Source organism: Acidovorax sp. GW458-11-26-14-TSB4 (genome assembly GCF_059423865.1).
Genome location: NZ_JBWKYR010000005.1, coordinates 209,815 through 223,741, shown reverse-complemented (window position 1 = coordinate 223,741; position 13,927 = coordinate 209,815). Strand labels below are relative to the sequence as shown.

The window sequence follows — 13,927 nt, the reverse complement described above, 5'->3', positions numbered from 1 at the left end:
CCTCCAGGCATGGCGCCGGATAGGCGGGCCAGTACCGGGGGCTGTTTTTACCAACAAGGAGACAACGCATGAAAAAGACACTCACCGCCCTGTGCCTCGGCCTGGCCGCACTGGCATCGCAGGCCCAGGCCTGGCCCGACAAGGCCGTCACCCTGGTCGTGCCGTTCCCGCCCGGCGGCTCCACCGACCAGGTGGCCCGCGCCGTGGCACCGCTGCTCACCAACAAGCTCAAGCAGTCCTTCCTGGTGGAGAACAAGGCGGGGGCCACGGGCACCATCGGCGCCACCTTCGTCAAGCGTGCGCCGGCCGATGGCGCCACCTTCCTGGTCACCTCGCTGGGCCCGCTGGTCATTACGCCGCACCTGCTCAAGGGAATGCAGTACGACGCGCTCAAGGACTTCGACCTGATCACCGTGGCCGTGCAGTCGCCCAATGTGCTCGTCGTGCCCACCAACTCGCCGCTCAAGTCGGTGGCCGATGTGGTCGCCCACCTCAAGGCCAATCCCGGCAAGATGACCTTCGCCTCGGCCGGCAACGGCTCCAGCGACCACCTGACGGCCGAGCTGTTCTGGCAGCAGACCGGCACCACCGCCATCCACGTGCCCTACAAGGGCGGCGCGCCCGCGCACACCGACATCATGGGCGGGCAGGTGGATGCCTCGTTCCAGAACGTCAACTCGGTGGTGCAGTACATCAAGGGCGGCAAGATGCGCGCCCTGGCCGTCACCAGCGCCGCACGCTCGCCCGTGCTGCCCGATGTGCCCACCCTGACCGAGGCCGGCGTGAGGAACGTGGAGGTCACCTCCTGGCAGGCCATCGTCGCGCCCAAGGGCCTGCCGCCCGCCGTGCGCGAGAAGGCCCATGCCGCCTTTGCCGAAGCGCTCAACGACCCCAAGGTCAAGGACCAGTTCGTCGGCATCGGCTTCGAGATGGTGGTCAACACGCCAGCCCAGTTCGCTGATTTCCAGAAGAAGGAATACGCGCGCTGGAAGACGGTGATCGAGACCGGCAAGATTTCTATTGATTGATGTCACCGGCCCCGAGGCGCAGCCTTGGGGCTTTTTGTTTTCCCTGATCTTCCCCAGCCCCTGCCCATGACAGCCTCCACCCTCTCCGCCGCTGGCGATTCCATCGCCTGGGTCCGCATCTCCTCGTGCTACCTGCCGCTGGCCAACCCGATCAGCGATGCCAAGGTGCTCACCGGCCGCCAGAAGCCGATGACCGAGATCGCGATGCTGTTCGCCGAGATCGAGACCAAGGACGGCCACAAGGGCCTAGGGCTGAGCTATTCCAAGCGCGCGGGCGGACCCGGGCAGTTCGCCCACGCCAAGGAGATCGCACCCGCACTGATCGGCGAAGACCCGAGCGACATCTCGCGCCTGTGGACCAAGCTGTGCTGGGCCGGCGCCTCGGTGGGGCGCAGCGGCATGTCCACCCAGGCCATTGGGGCTTTCGACGTGGCGCTGTACGACCTGAAGGCGCGCCGCGCGGGGCTGTCGCTCTCCAAGCTGCTGGGCTCGCAGCGCGACTCGGTGCAGTGCTACAACACCTCGGGCGGCTTCTTGCACACGCCCATCGAGCAACTGGTGGTGAACGCCGGCGCCTCTATCGAGCGCGGCATCGGCGGCATCAAGCTCAAGGTGGGCCAGCCCGACCGGGCGCTGGACATCCAGCGCGTGGAGACCCTGCGCAAGCACCTGGGCGAGCAGGTGCCGCTGATGGTGGACGCCAACCAGCAGTGGGACCGCCCCACGGCCCAGCGCATGTGCCGCATCTTTGAAGAATTCAACCTGGCGTGGATCGAGGAGCCGCTCGACGCCTACGACTTCGAGGGCCACGCCGCACTGGCTGCGACCTTTGACACGCCCATCGCCACCGGCGAGATGCTGACCAGCGCCGCCGAGCACGGCGAGCTGATCCGCCACCGCGCGGCCGACTACCTGATGCCCGACGCGCCGCGCGTGGGCGGCATCACGCCCTTCCTCAAGATCGCCGGGCAGGCCGAGCATGCCGGCCTGAGCCTGGGCCCCCACTTCGCGATGGAACTGCACGTGCACCTGGCCGCGGTGTATGCCACCGAGCCCTGGGTGGAGCATTTCGACTGGCTGGAGCCGCTGTTCAACGAGCGGCTGGAGATCCAGAACGGCCGCATGCTCGTTCCCACGCGCCCCGGCCTGGGCCTGAGCCTGAGCGAGCAGGCGCGCGCCTGGACGCGCGAGGTGGCCGAGGTCGGACAGCGCCCCTGAGGCGCCTGAGGTAGATTGAGAAAAACAGCACAAAGAACTCCCCATGACCGATAGCACCGCATCCACCGCGACCCCAGCGCGGCCGCCCCTGCACATCAAGATGGACGAGCGCGACAACGTCGCCATCGTCGCCAACGACGGGGGCCTGCCCGCTGGCACGGTGTTCCCCTCGGGCCTGACCCTGGTGGACAAGGTGCCGCAGGCGCACAAGGTGGCGCTTGTGGACATTCCCGAAGGCGGCGAGGTGCGCCGCTACAACGTGCCCATTGGCTATGCACTCAAAGCCATCCCCGCGGGCAGCTGGGTGCACGAGCGCCTGCTGCGCATGCCCGAGGCGCGCGAACTCGAAGGCCTGCCCATCGCCACCGTCAAGCCCGAGCCGCAGCCGCCTCTGGAGGGCTACACCTTCGAGGGCTACCGCAACCCCGATGGCTCGGTGGGCACGCGCAACATCCTGGCCATCACGCAGACCGTGCAGTGTGTGGCGGGTGTGACCGATTTCGCCGTGCAGCGCATCAAGGCCGAGCTGCTGCCGCGCTTTCCCCACGTGGACGACGTGGTGGCGCTGGAGCACACCTACGGCTGCGGCGTGGCCATCGACGCGCCCGATGCGGTGATCCCCATCCGCACCTTGCGCAACATCTCGCTCAACCCCAACTTCGGCGGCGAGGTGATGGTGGTCAGCCTGGGCTGCGAGAAGCTGCAGCCCGAGCGCCTTCTGCCGCCCGGCAGCATTCCGCTGGTGGACGAGCGCAACGTGGCCGATGCGGGCACGAGCGCCGAGACGCCGCTCGACGTGGTGTGCCTGCAGGACGATGCGCATGTGGGCTTCATGTCCATGGTCGACTCCATCCTGCGCCAGGCCGAGCTGCACCTGGAGCGCTTGAACGCGCGCCGGCGCGAAACCGTGCCCGCCAGCGAACTCGTGGTGGGCGTGCAGTGCGGCGGCAGCGACGCCTTCTCGGGCGTCACCGCCAACCCGGCCGTGGGCTACTGCACCGACCTGCTGGTGCGCGCCGGCGCCACCGTGATGTTCTCGGAAGTGACCGAGGTGCGCGACGGCATCGACCAGCTCACCTCGCGCGCCTCCACCCCCGAGGTGGCCGAGGCCATGATCCGAGAGATGGCCTGGTACGACGCCTACCTGCAGCGCGGCCGGGTGGACCGCAGCGCCAACACCACGCCCGGCAACAAGAAGGGTGGCCTGTCCAACATTGTGGAAAAGGCCATGGGCTCCATCGTCAAGTCGGGCAGCTCGCCGATTTCAGGCGTCATCGCGCCGGGTGAAAAGCTCAAGCAAAAGGGCCTGATCTACGCCGCCACGCCCGCCAGCGACTTCATCTGCGGCACGCTGCAGCTGGCCGCGGGCATGAACCTGCACGTCTTCACCACCGGCCGCGGCACGCCCTACGGCCTGGCCGAGGTACCCGTCATCAAGGTGGCCACGCGCGACGACCTGGCACGCCGCTGGCACGACCTGATGGACATCAATGCCGGAACCATCGCCACCGGCGAGAAGACGATTGCCGATGTGGGCTGGGAGATGTTCCAGCTGATGCTCGACGTGGCCAGCGGCCGCAAGAAGACCTGGGCCGAGCAGTGGAAGCTGCACAACGCGCTGGTCCTCTTCAATCCAGCACCCGTCACCTGACGCTGCGGCCGAAGCCGCATTCCAATTCCCTTCATTCAAAACCACAACAGGAGACAAGAGAGATGACGACAACCCAGAACCAGGCCCGCCGCCAGTTCCTGAAGACGGCGGCCGGCACCGGCGTGGCGGCGCTCAGCGGCCTGGCAGGCGCGCAGGCCTTCGACTTCAAGCCCAACCAGCGCTACCCCGACCCGTCGGTGTTCATCCTGGACCCGAGCTTCACCAAGTACCGCATCTACAGCAGCACGGTGGAACAGCTGGGCACGGGCATGCGCTGGGCCGAGGGGCCGGCCTACTTCCCAGAGGGCGGCTACCTGCTGCTCAGCGACATCCCGAACAACCGGTTGATGAAGTACGACGAGAAGACCGGTCAGTTCTCGGTGCACAAGACCAATGTCAACTACGCCAACGGCAATGTCTGCGACCGCCAGGGCCGGCTCATCACCTGCGAGCATTCGGTCACGCGCCGCGTCACCCGCACCGAAAAGGACGGGCGCATCACCGTGCTGGCCGACCGCTTCGAGGGCAAGCGCCTGAACGCGCCCAACGACATCGTCGTCAAGTCGGACGACAGCGTCTGGTTCACCGACCCCACCTTCGGCATCAACGGCGAATGGGAGGGCTCGCGCGCCATGCCCGAGCAGGCCACGACCAACGTCTACCGCATCGCGCCCGACGGCAAGCTCAGCGCCGTGATCACCGACCTGGTCAACCCCAACGGCATCGCCTTCTCGCCCGACGAGAAGAAGCTCTACGTGGTGGAGTGGAAGGGCACGCCCAACCGCAGCATCTGGGCCTACGATGTGTCGGCCGACGGTGCCACGGTGTCCAACAAGACCAAGCTCATCGACGCCGCCGGCCCCGGTGCGTTCGACGGCTTCAAGGTGGACCGCGACGGCAACCTGTGGTGCGGCTGGGGCTACACGGGCGCCGTGGCGGCCGAGCCCACCGACATCGGCGGCGGCATGAAAGCGCACCTGCCCACGGGCAAGTCCGAGGAGATGGACGGCGTGAAGGTCTTCAACCGGGAGGGCAAGCCCATCGGCTTCATCCGCCTGCCCGAGCGCTGCGCCAACCTTGCCTTCGGCGGGCCCAAGCGCAACCGGCTGTACATGACCAGCAGCCACTCGCTGTATGCGCTGTACGTGGAGTCGCACGGAGCAGTGTAATGTTCCGCGTTCGCCAGCTTTTACCTATCCAACAGGAGTCATTGCGTGTCCTCTCTTCCCCCACAGAAAGTCGCTCTCGTCACCGGTGCCGGCAGCGGCATCGGCCGTGCCGTAGCCCTGCAGCTCGCCAAGGACGGTTTCCACGTCGTGGCCACCGGCCGCCGCACCGAACTGCTCGACGCCCTGGTGGCCGAGACCCAGGCGGCGGGCGGCAAGGCCCTGGCCGTGGTGTCCGACGTGCGCGACCCGGCCAGCGTCGATGCGCTGTTCCAGACCGTCGAGAAGGAATGCGGCCGCCTGGACGTGCTGTTCAACAACGCCGGCATCGGCGCCCCTGCGGTGCCCATGGACGAACTGCCCGTGGAGAAGTGGCTGGACGTGGTGAACACCAACATCACCGGCGTGTTCCTGTGCGCGCGTGCGGCCTTCGGCCTCATGCGCCGCCAATCGCCGCAGGGCGGGCGCATCATCAACAACGGCTCCATTTCCGCACACACGCCGCGGCCCTTCAGCAGCCCCTACACGGCCAGCAAGCATGCCGTGCTGGGCCTGACCAAGTGCCTGGCGCTGGACGGCCGCGCCTACAACATCGTCGGCTGCCAGATCGACATCGGCAATGCACTGACCGACCTGGCGGCCCGCATGGGCAAGGGCGAGGGCGTGCGCCAGGCCAACGGCACCATGTCCACCGAGCCGCTGATGGACGTGAAGCATGTGGCGGAGGCGGTGAGCTACATGGCCGGCCTGCCATTGAGTGCGAATGTGCTCAACATGACCGTGATGGCATCCAACATGCCCTTCGCCGGACGCGGATAAAAAGCGCTATTCAGTAGCCGGTTTGGCCTTGGCCTTGCTCTGGGCCAGAGCGCGGCTTTCCTTCTTGAGCCCTGTGGACACGGGGCACACGCTCTGCATGAAGCCGGTAAGGGTGTGCGCCAGGTTGTCGCGCTGCAGGCTGTAGTAGACGAACTGGCCGCGCTTTTCCGAAGTGACGAGGCCTGCGTTCTCCAGCACCTTGAGGTGCTGCGAGAGCGAGGGCTTGCTCATCTCGAAGCGCGCGGCGATCTCGCCCGCCGACAGCTCGGTCTCGGACAGGTAGGCCAGGATCTTGCGCCGGGGGGTGGACGCAAGCGCTTCGAAGATTTTTTCCATTCGGCCATTCTAGCGGTTGGCCAGAAAATTTACTTAATTGCGTATTTAAGTACAACACTAATTAATAATGCGCCGTCCGGCAGTCATGCGACCGCCTGCAGTGCCTGCTGCACATCGGCCGCCAGCTGGGGCCGCACCAGGCGGTCCACTTCCTTGCCATCCTTGAGGAAGACCAGGGTGGGCCAGAGCTTCACGCCGAATGTACGCCCCAGGCGCTGGCCCGGCCCATCCTCGACCTTGACGTGGGCCACATCGGCGCGGTCTTTCAAGGCCCCCTCGATCAGCGGCTGGGCGCGCTGGCAGTGGCCGCACCAGGGCGTGCCGAACTCGACCACGGTGGCCCCGGCCAATTGGTTCACTTCATCGCGCGACGGGGGTTGTACAAGGTGTTTGGCAGCGTAGGGCATGGCGTGTTCTCTTCCTGTCTTTTCCAGATGGGGATGGATTCAGCGTAGGCAATGGCCCAAGGGTAGGGCAGAGGTGATCACCGCATGGGCGTGTCAGCTATTGATGACACCGCGACTTTCCCCGATGTCTGCATTACGGGCACGCGGCAAGCCAGCGCCACCGTGGAACTGGCTTCGCCAGGCCACGGGTGGCGTCTCCCCCTCAGGGCCTGAGTGCCGCGGCTCCAAGCCTGCCTGCGCAGGCTTGGATGGCTACGAAGAGCAGCCGCCTCCGGCGGCAGCGCGGAGGCTCAAGGCGACTCAGGGGGAGTCACATGCTTCCTTCGAACACCATGACATCGACCACTTCGCCCGCGGCCACGGGGCCGCGATCACGTTCCAGCACGATGAGCCCATTGGCCCGCACCATGGAACTGAGCACGCCCGAGCCCTGGTTGCCGGTGCTGCTGACCTGCAGGCTGCCGTCGGGCGCGGTGGCGACGATGCCGCGCTGGTACTCGGTCCGGCCAGGCCGCTTGCGCAGCGCTTCGGTGGTGGTGGCGCGCAGCAGCGGGGGCTGGGCGCGGGTGTGGCCCATCATGCGCAGCAGGGCCGGGCGCACGAAGGCCAGGAAGGCCACCATCACCGCCACCGGATTGCCGGGCAGGCCGAACAGCAGGGCACCCGGGCCTGCATCGATTCCCGGCGGCCGGATGCGGCCTACTGCCAGCGGCCGCCCGGGCTGGACGGCCACGCGCCAGAAGGCCACGTCGCCCAGCTTGTGCAGCATGCTGCGCGTGTGGTCGGCATCGCCCGCGCTCACACCACCGCTGGTGATGATGGCATCGGCCTGCTGCGCCGCGCTGCGCAGCGTGGCGGCAATGCGGGCCGGGTCGTCCGGTACGGCGCCCAGGTCGATCACCTGCACGCCCAGGCGCGTGAGCAGGCCGAAGAGGGTGTAGCGGTTGCTGTCGTACACCGCGCCGGGGCGCGGTGCTTCGCCCAGGCTCATGATCTCGTCGCCGGTGGAAAACACCGCCACGCGCAGGCGCCGGTATACGGTGGCGCGTGCCAGTCCCAGGCTGGCCAGCAAGCCCAAGGCCGCGGGGGTGAGGGGCTCGCCCCGTGCCAGCGCCGTGCCGCCCAAGGGCAGGTCCTCGCCCGCGCGGCGGCGGTTGCTGCCCGGGCGCACGGCATCGGCGGCCACCGTGATGTGGCCTGGTTCGGCGGCAGGTGTGGTGAGCTCGTGCGGTACCACCGTGTCCAGCCCCGGCGGCATGGGGGCGCCGGTCATGATGCGCACGCACTCGTCTGCCGCCACCGTGCCTGCAAAGGTGTGGCCGGCCATCACCGTGCCTGCCACGCGCAGGGTCAGTGGTTGGCCGGGCGCCAGTTGCGCGCCCGCGAAGGCATAGCCGTCCATGGCCGAGTTGTCGTGCGCGGGCACGTCGATGGGCGAGACCACGTCCTCGGCCAGCACGCGGCCCAGTGCGTCGAAGATGCCGACCTCTTCCGTCTCCGCCACCGGATGCTCCACCAGTTGCGCCAGCACGGCGGCCACCTGCTCCACGCCCATGGCGTCGGGGTCGTAGCCGGGCAGTTCGGCAGCAATCTGGGCAATGGGTTTCATGGGCAGGCGGGGCGCAACGTGAGGGGGCGCAATGTCAGTCGGTGGGCGACTGCAGGGCCTGCAGCTCGGCCAGGGTATTGGCGTTGGCAAAGGCATCGGGCGCATCGCCAAGCCGGTCGAACGGTACCACGCTGCAGCGCTGCTGCTGGGCCCAGGCGCGCACCTTGCTGCCGCCGGCTGCCACATGCTCTGCCAGGCCCTGGCGCAGCGTGGCGCGCAGCAGGCAGAACACGGGCTGGGAGCGCAGCACGGGCTGGCCCTGGGCATCGGGCTCCGGCCCGGCCGCCATGGCGATGTCGCTGCCCTCGCGCTCTGCCACCTCGGCCAGGCGCGCCGCCAGGTCGCTCGGGAAGAGGGGGGTGTCACACGGCGCCGTGAGCAGCCACGGCGTGGTGCAGTGCGTAAGCCCCGCCAAAAACCCCGCCAGCGGCCCGGGGTAGTCCGCTTGGGCATCGGGCCACACCGGCACTCCGAAGGCCGCATAGGCCGTGAGGTTGCGGTTGGCATTGAGCAGCAGGTTGCCCACCTGCGGTTGCAGGCGCCGCAGCGCATGCTGGGCCAGTGGCAGGCCGCGAAACAGCTGCAGGCCCTTGTCCAGCCCGCCCATGCGGGCGCCGCGCCCCCCCGCGAGGACCAGGCCGGTGATGTGCTGGGTGTCGATCATCATCATGCGCGTGCGCTGCGTGGCGTGCTGCACCGGCCCGCGGCTTGCGCCGCGCGGGCTCAGCCGCCGATGTAGCTCATCTCCACCCGGCGCGCGGCGCTTGGCATGGCGGTGTCGGCGGGCAGGCTGCCGCGCAGTTCCGAATACCGGTCGCTGCGTCCTTGCCAGATGCCACCGATGGCTGCCGCAAGGGCTTCGTCGTCCGCTCCGCCGCGCAGCAGGCTGCGCAGGTCATGTCCCTGACTGGCGAACAGGCACAGGTAGAGCCGGCCTTCGGTGGACAGGCGGGCGCGGTTGCAGTCGTGGCAGAAGGCCTGGGTCACGCTGCTGATCACGCCCACCTCACCCAGCGCCGGGTCGTGCCGGCCGCTGGCATCGGCGTAGCCCCAACGCTCGGCCGTCTCGCCCGGGCTGGTGGGGGACAGCGGCACCAGCGGCAGGTGGGCGCGCAGGCGTTCGATCAGCTCGGCCGAGGGCAGCACCTCGTCCATGCGCCAGCCGTTGGTGGCGCCCACGTCCATGTACTCGATGAAGCGCAGCGTGGTGTCCGTGCCGCGGAAGTGCCGCGCCATGGGCAGGATCTCGTGGTCGTTGGTGCCGCGCTTGACCACCATGTTGACCTTGATCTGCGACAGGCCCGCCGCATGCGCGGCCTCGATGCCCGCGAGCACATCGGCCACGGGGAAGTCCACGTCGTTCATGCGCCGGAACACCGCGTCGTCCAGGCCATCGAGGCTCACCGTCACGCGGTTCAGGCCGGCATCCTTGAGCGCGCGGGCCTTGCGCACCAGCAGCGAGCCATTGGTGGTGAGCGTGAGATCGGGCGGCAGGCCGTCCACGGTGCGCAACTGCGCCAGTTGCGCGATCAGCACTTCGAGGTTCTTGCGCAGCAGCGGCTCGCCGCCCGTGAGGCGGATCTTGCGCACGCCATGCGCCAGGAACAGCCGCGCCAGGCGCGTGATCTCCTCGAAGCTGAGCAGCGCGCTATGGGGCAGGTAGGGGTAGTCCTTGTCGAAGACTTCCTTGGGCATGCAGTAGCTGCAGCGGAAGTTGCAGCGGTCCGTCACGCTGATGCGCAGGTCACGCAAGGCCCGCCCGCGCGTGTCCACCAGGTGGCCCGTGGGCGCCTGGCCATGCAGCGGCACCACCGCCTTCAGGGCGGCGATGCGCTGGTCCACCAGGGGGATCACTCGTTCGGCCATGGGGCCGATTTTGCCGCAGTTGCCGTTTTTGGCATGCTGCACTGCAGCTTGCCCTTAAGACCTACAGGTTAGACACAACGGCCGCCATCGACCTCGATGCACACACCGTTGATGAACGAGGCCTCGTCGCTGGCCAGGTAGAGCGCGGCGTTGGCCACGTCCAGCGCGGTGGAGAAGCGCCCCAGCGGAATCGTGGCCAGGAACTTGGCGCGGCGCGCTTCGTCCACCGGGCCGCCTGCGAACTCGGCGGCCAGGCCGGTGTCGGGGTTGAACACCGGGTTGATGCAGTTCACGCGGATGTTGTCCGGGCCCAGCTCGGCCGCCATGGACTTGCTGGTGATGATGACGGCGCCCTTGGAGCCGTTGTACCAGGTCAGTCCCGGGCGCGGGCGCAGGCCGGCGGTGGAGGCGATGTTGATGATGCTGCCGCCGCCCACCTTGCGCAGCGCCGGCACGGCGTGGATGGCCGACAGGTAGATGCTCTTCATGTTGATGGCATAGACCTTGTCGAACTCTTCCTCGCTCACTTCGAGCATGGGGCGGTTGCGGTGCGTCCAGCCGGCGTTGTTGACCATCACGTCGAGCTGGCCGTACAGGCGCACGGCTTCATCGACCAAGGCCTTGACCTGTGCGGAGTTGGTCACGTCGGCCTTGAAGAAGGCGGCCGTGCCGCCGGCTGCGGTGATCTCGGCCACCACGCGCTGGCCACCGGCTTCATTGATGTCGTTGACGATGACCTTGGCGCCCTCGGCCGCCAGGCGCTTGGCGATGCCCTCGCCAATGCCGTTGCCGGCGCCGGTGACGATGACGGACTTGTTCTGTGCACGCATGGAGTGTCTCCCTGTCTTTGGAAAATGGGGGCGGTAAAAAGTAAGGGTGGGGCTGCCGTGGTCAGCGCTCGGCGGGCGGTGCCGCCGTCTCGGGCTTGCCGAGCGCGATGGGCACGCGGCCGTAGAACTGCGGGAAGTGCTCCTTCACGCCGTTGCCGTCGAAGGCCCAGCCCGTGCACTGGCCCAGGTGGCGTGGCGGATCGCCGTTGGCCGGCGGCGCGAACACGGCGGTGACGGACTGGAAGGCGGCCGTGGCCAGGTTGAACAGCAGCTCGCGCAGATGCGTGCAGCTGGCCACGCCACCCAGGTGCTTCTGGATGGCCTGGCGCCAGCCGCGCGTCATGCTGCAGCCCACCATCTGCTGCAGCGCGGCCTGGGCCAGCGGGCAGTCCTTGAGCGGGTGGGCATCCATGGCGACGTCGATGGCCTGTACCACGAGCTGGCGGTCCACCGTCACGCGCAGCAGCATGTGGTGGATGGGCTCGCCTGCGCGGCGCATGCCCTCGCCGCGGTGCACGGGGGCATCGTAGGCCTTGCTGTCGTGCAGCTCGCCCTCGATGTCCCACAGGCCGTCGTCGCGCTCGAAGCCCTGGTAGGTCACGCGCCGGACATGCCGGGCGGTGCGGGGGGCGGGGGGGCTCAGGGGCATGGAGAGAATCTTCGCAAATCGCTGCGTCCCGCCACAGGGGCGGGACACCGGGCTCAGCCGTGCTTGATGGCCACCGTTTTGAGCGTGGTGAAGCCGTACAGCGCCTCGAAGCCCTTCTCGCGTCCGTAGCCGCTGGACTTCACGCCGCCGAAGGGCAGCTCCACGCCGCCGCCGGCACCGTAGTTGTTGATGAACACCTGGCCGCTGTGCACGCGCTTGGCCATGCGGAACTGGCGCGCCCCATCGCGCGTCCAGATGCCGGCCACCAGGCCGAACTGGGTGGCATTGGCCAGCTCCACCGCATGGTCCTCGTCCTGGAAGGCCATGGCCGAGAGCACGGGGCCGAAGACTTCTTCCTGCGCCAGGCGGTGCTGCACAGGCACGTCGCGCAGCAGCGTGGGGGCCTGGTAGAAGCCGCCTTCGGGGGATTCGTCCACCACCGTGCCCTGGGCCACCATGGGGATGCCGGCCACCTGCGCGTCGGACAGGAAGTCCCACACGCGCTGCTGCTGGGTCTGGCGGATCAGCGGGCCCACGTCCAGGTCCATGGCCGCGGGGCCCACGCGAAGGGCCTCGAAGGCCTTGCCCAGGCGTGCGAGCAGGGATTCGTAGATGAGCGAGTCGATCAGCACGCGCGAGCCGGCGCTGCAGGTCTGGCCCGCGTTCTGCACGATGGCGTTGATGACCACGGGCACGGCAGCATCCAGGTCGGCATCGGCAAAGATGATCTGCGGGCTCTTGCCACCGAGCTCCAGCGTCACGGGGCAGTGGCGCTCGGCGGCCACCTGTTGGATCAGCGTGCCGATCTTGGGGCTGCCGGTGAAGCTGATGTGGTCGATGCGCGGGTGGCGCGCGAGCGCGTCGCCGACCTCGTGGCCGTAACCGGTGACGATGTTGATCGCGCCCGAAGGGAAGCCCACTTCGGCCGCGAGTTGTGCCACGCGGATCAGCGACAGGCAGGCGTCCTCGGCCGGCTTGACCACGCAGACGTTGCCGGCGGCCAGGGCGCCGCCAACGCTGCGGCCGAAGATCTGCATCGGGTAGTTCCAGGGGATCACATGGCCCGTCACGCCATGCGGCTCGCGCCAGGTGAGCACGCTGTAGCCGTCCAGGTAGGGCAGGGTCTCGCCGTGCAGCTTGTCGCAGGCACCGGCATAGAACTCGAAATAGCGCGCCAGCGCCAGCGTGTCGGCCCGCGCCTGCTTGGTGGGCTTGCCGCAGTCGCGCTGCTCCAGCGCGGTCAACTCGTCGGCATGCTCGAGCACCTTGGCCGACAGGCGCTGCAGCAGGCGGCCGCGGTCGGCGGGCGCCAGGCGCTGCCACACGGCGTTGTAGCACTGGCGCGCCGCATGCACCGCCGCGTCGATGTCGTCCGCGTTGCTGCGCTGGATCTCGTCGAAGGGTTGGCCGTCGGACGGGTCGATCACGGGCAGCGTACGGCCCGAGGAGGACGGTACGGAGGCGTTGGCGATGTAGTTCAGTTGCATGGTGCCATTTTGCCCGGAAATAGAACGTGTTCTTAGTATTTGTGGCTCAATTGCCGCTGGGTGATAACCCGCATGCGTCGATAGCTATCGTTTCAATAGCAAGTCGCGCGCAAGGCCGCCAGGTCCAGGATCTCCACCTCGCCGCGGTGCACGCGCACCAGGGCGCGGGCTTCCAGGTCCTTGAGGATCTGGTTGGTGGTCTGGCGCGAAATCGCCAGCATCAGCGACAGCTGCTCCTGCGAGATGCCGATCACCCGGCGCGACTGGCCCTCGGCCGTCCACTGGCCGTAGCCCTCGGCCATCATCACCAGGCGGCGCGCCAGGCGCTGGCCGGCGGGCAGCAGGGCCAACTCCTCGATGGCCACGAAGGCGGTGCGCAGCTTGTCGGTGAGCAGCAGGGCCAGCGCATGCCAGTGCTGCGGATGGGCCGTGAGCCAGGCCTGCAGCGGATCGTGCAGTATCTGCAGCAGGGTGCTGGCCTCGGCCGCATGCGCATCGTGGGTGCGGGCCGAGTTGTCGAAGACCGAGATCTCGCCGAACCAGTGCGGTGGCTCCAGCCGCGTGAGCATGGCGGCGCGCGCCTCGTCCGCCCGCCCGCCCGTGCCCGAGATGTTGATCGCGCCGCGCACCACGGCATACAGGCCGCAGGGCGCATCGCCGCGCAGGAACAGCACCTCGCCGGGCGCCAATTGGCGCAGGTGGGCCATGGCGAGCAGCGGCTGGGCGAAATCGGGGGGCAGGTGGGCGAACCAGCGGCCGGTCTGGAGCACGGGAAGGTAGGCGGCAGGGTCGGTCATGCAAGGGATCGGGTCGGGCGGGGCGTTGTGTCGGCTTTCCGACAGACGTTGGCCGGGGGGAGCG

14 protein-coding genes are annotated in these 13,927 nt (G+C 68.3%); 5 read left to right on the top strand and 9 right to left on the bottom strand.

Annotated features, from left to right (window positions below):
• Nucleotides 1–68: 68 nt before the first annotated feature.
• The 5 genes from AC07X5_RS13610 to AC07X5_RS13590 all read left to right on the top strand — a co-directional run bounded on the left by AC07X5_RS13610 (nt 69) and on the right by AC07X5_RS13590 (nt 5,882).
• The gene (locus AC07X5_RS13610; protein WP_494770601.1) at nt 69–1,028 is read left to right on the top strand and encodes a Bug family tripartite tricarboxylate transporter substrate binding protein; all 960 of its coding nucleotides are present in this window, start codon (nt 69–71) and stop codon (nt 1,026–1,028) included.
• Nucleotides 1,029–1,094: 66 nt separating this feature from the next.
• Nucleotides 1,095–2,246, top strand: coding sequence for an L-talarate/galactarate dehydratase (locus AC07X5_RS13605; RefSeq protein ID WP_494770600.1), 1,152 nt, complete (start codon nt 1,095–1,097; stop codon nt 2,244–2,246).
• A gap of 43 nt (nt 2,247–2,289) precedes the next feature.
• Nucleotides 2,290–3,897: a galactarate dehydratase gene (gene garD / locus AC07X5_RS13600; protein WP_494770599.1), complete on the top strand. Its 1,608-nt coding sequence runs from the start codon at nt 2,290–2,292 to the stop codon at nt 3,895–3,897.
• Nucleotides 3,898–3,959: 62 nt separating this feature from the next.
• Nucleotides 3,960–5,066 (top strand): SMP-30/gluconolactonase/LRE family protein, encoded by a 1,107-nt coding sequence (locus AC07X5_RS13595; RefSeq protein ID WP_409963151.1) that lies wholly within the window; start codon nt 3,960–3,962, stop codon nt 5,064–5,066.
• A 45-nt stretch (nt 5,067–5,111) separates the two neighbouring features.
• Nucleotides 5,112–5,882 carry an SDR family oxidoreductase gene (locus AC07X5_RS13590; protein ID WP_494770598.1) on the top strand — a complete coding sequence of 257 codons (771 nt, stop codon included), beginning with the start codon at nt 5,112–5,114 and terminating at the stop codon, nt 5,880–5,882.
• Between the two features lie 6 nt (nt 5,883–5,888).
• On the opposite strand, the gene AC07X5_RS13585 is transcribed toward AC07X5_RS13590, so the two are convergent.
• From AC07X5_RS13585 to AC07X5_RS13545, 9 genes are all read right to left on the bottom strand, one after another.
• The gene (locus tag AC07X5_RS13585; RefSeq protein ID WP_494770597.1) at nt 5,889–6,218 is read right to left on the bottom strand and encodes a metalloregulator ArsR/SmtB family transcription factor; all 330 of its coding nucleotides are present in this window, start codon (nt 6,216–6,218) and stop codon (nt 5,889–5,891) included.
• Between the two features lie 83 nt (nt 6,219–6,301).
• On the bottom strand, nt 6,302–6,625 hold the full coding sequence (locus tag AC07X5_RS13580) for a thioredoxin family protein (protein ID WP_494770596.1): 324 nt from the start codon (nt 6,623–6,625) through the stop codon (nt 6,302–6,304).
• A gap of 310 nt (nt 6,626–6,935) precedes the next feature.
• Nucleotides 6,936–8,234: a molybdopterin molybdotransferase MoeA gene (moeA, locus tag AC07X5_RS13575; RefSeq protein ID WP_494770595.1), complete on the bottom strand. Its 1,299-nt coding sequence runs from the start codon at nt 8,232–8,234 to the stop codon at nt 6,936–6,938.
• Nucleotides 8,235–8,268: 34 nt separating this feature from the next.
• Nucleotides 8,269–8,898: a molybdenum cofactor guanylyltransferase MobA gene (gene mobA, locus AC07X5_RS13570; protein ID WP_494770688.1), complete on the bottom strand. Its 630-nt coding sequence runs from the start codon at nt 8,896–8,898 to the stop codon at nt 8,269–8,271.
• A 59-nt stretch (nt 8,899–8,957) separates the two neighbouring features.
• The gene (gene moaA, locus AC07X5_RS13565; protein ID WP_494770594.1) at nt 8,958–10,100 is read right to left on the bottom strand and encodes a GTP 3',8-cyclase MoaA; all 1,143 of its coding nucleotides are present in this window, start codon (nt 10,098–10,100) and stop codon (nt 8,958–8,960) included.
• Nucleotides 10,101–10,168: 68 nt separating this feature from the next.
• Entirely contained in the window at nt 10,169–10,930 is a 762-nt protein-coding gene (locus tag AC07X5_RS13560) for an SDR family oxidoreductase (RefSeq protein ID WP_494770593.1), read from the bottom strand.
• A gap of 61 nt (nt 10,931–10,991) precedes the next feature.
• A complete protein-coding gene (locus AC07X5_RS13555; RefSeq protein WP_494770592.1) occupies nt 10,992–11,579 on the bottom strand; it encodes a DUF2889 domain-containing protein in 588 nt (195 codons plus the stop codon).
• Nucleotides 11,580–11,632: 53 nt separating this feature from the next.
• Entirely contained in the window at nt 11,633–13,066 is a 1,434-nt protein-coding gene (locus tag AC07X5_RS13550) for an aldehyde dehydrogenase family protein (RefSeq protein WP_494770591.1), read from the bottom strand.
• 92 nt (nt 13,067–13,158) lie between these two features.
• The gene (locus tag AC07X5_RS13545; RefSeq protein ID WP_494770590.1) at nt 13,159–13,863 is read right to left on the bottom strand and encodes a Crp/Fnr family transcriptional regulator; all 705 of its coding nucleotides are present in this window, start codon (nt 13,861–13,863) and stop codon (nt 13,159–13,161) included.
• Nucleotides 13,864–13,927 lie beyond the last annotated feature (64 nt).

Coding starts and splice junctions, on each gene's coding strand:
- AC07X5_RS13605 (WP_494770600.1), top strand. CDS start 1,095: ATGACAGCCTCCACCCTCTCCGCCGCTGGCGATTCCATCGCCTGGGTC.
- AC07X5_RS13610 (WP_494770601.1), top strand. CDS start 69: ATGAAAAAGACACTCACCGCCCTGTGCCTCGGCCTGGCCGCACTGGCA.
- AC07X5_RS13545 (WP_494770590.1), bottom strand. CDS start 13,863: ATGACCGACCCTGCCGCCTACCTTCCCGTGCTCCAGACCGGCCGCTGG.
- moaA (WP_494770594.1), bottom strand. CDS start 10,100: ATGGCCGAACGAGTGATCCCCCTGGTGGACCAGCGCATCGCCGCCCTG.
- AC07X5_RS13560 (WP_494770593.1), bottom strand. CDS start 10,930: ATGCGTGCACAGAACAAGTCCGTCATCGTCACCGGCGCCGGCAACGGC.
- mobA (WP_494770688.1), bottom strand. CDS start 8,898: ATGATCGACACCCAGCACATCACCGGCCTGGTCCTCGCGGGGGGGCGC.
- garD (WP_494770599.1), top strand. CDS start 2,290: ATGACCGATAGCACCGCATCCACCGCGACCCCAGCGCGGCCGCCCCTG.
- moeA (WP_494770595.1), bottom strand. CDS start 8,234: ATGAAACCCATTGCCCAGATTGCTGCCGAACTGCCCGGCTACGACCCC.
- AC07X5_RS13580 (WP_494770596.1), bottom strand. CDS start 6,625: ATGCCCTACGCTGCCAAACACCTTGTACAACCCCCGTCGCGCGATGAA.
- AC07X5_RS13550 (WP_494770591.1), bottom strand. CDS start 13,066: ATGCAACTGAACTACATCGCCAACGCCTCCGTACCGTCCTCCTCGGGC.
- AC07X5_RS13585 (WP_494770597.1), bottom strand. CDS start 6,218: ATGGAAAAAATCTTCGAAGCGCTTGCGTCCACCCCCCGGCGCAAGATC.
- AC07X5_RS13595 (WP_409963151.1), top strand. CDS start 3,960: ATGACGACAACCCAGAACCAGGCCCGCCGCCAGTTCCTGAAGACGGCG.
- AC07X5_RS13555 (WP_494770592.1), bottom strand. CDS start 11,579: ATGCCCCTGAGCCCCCCCGCCCCCCGCACCGCCCGGCATGTCCGGCGC.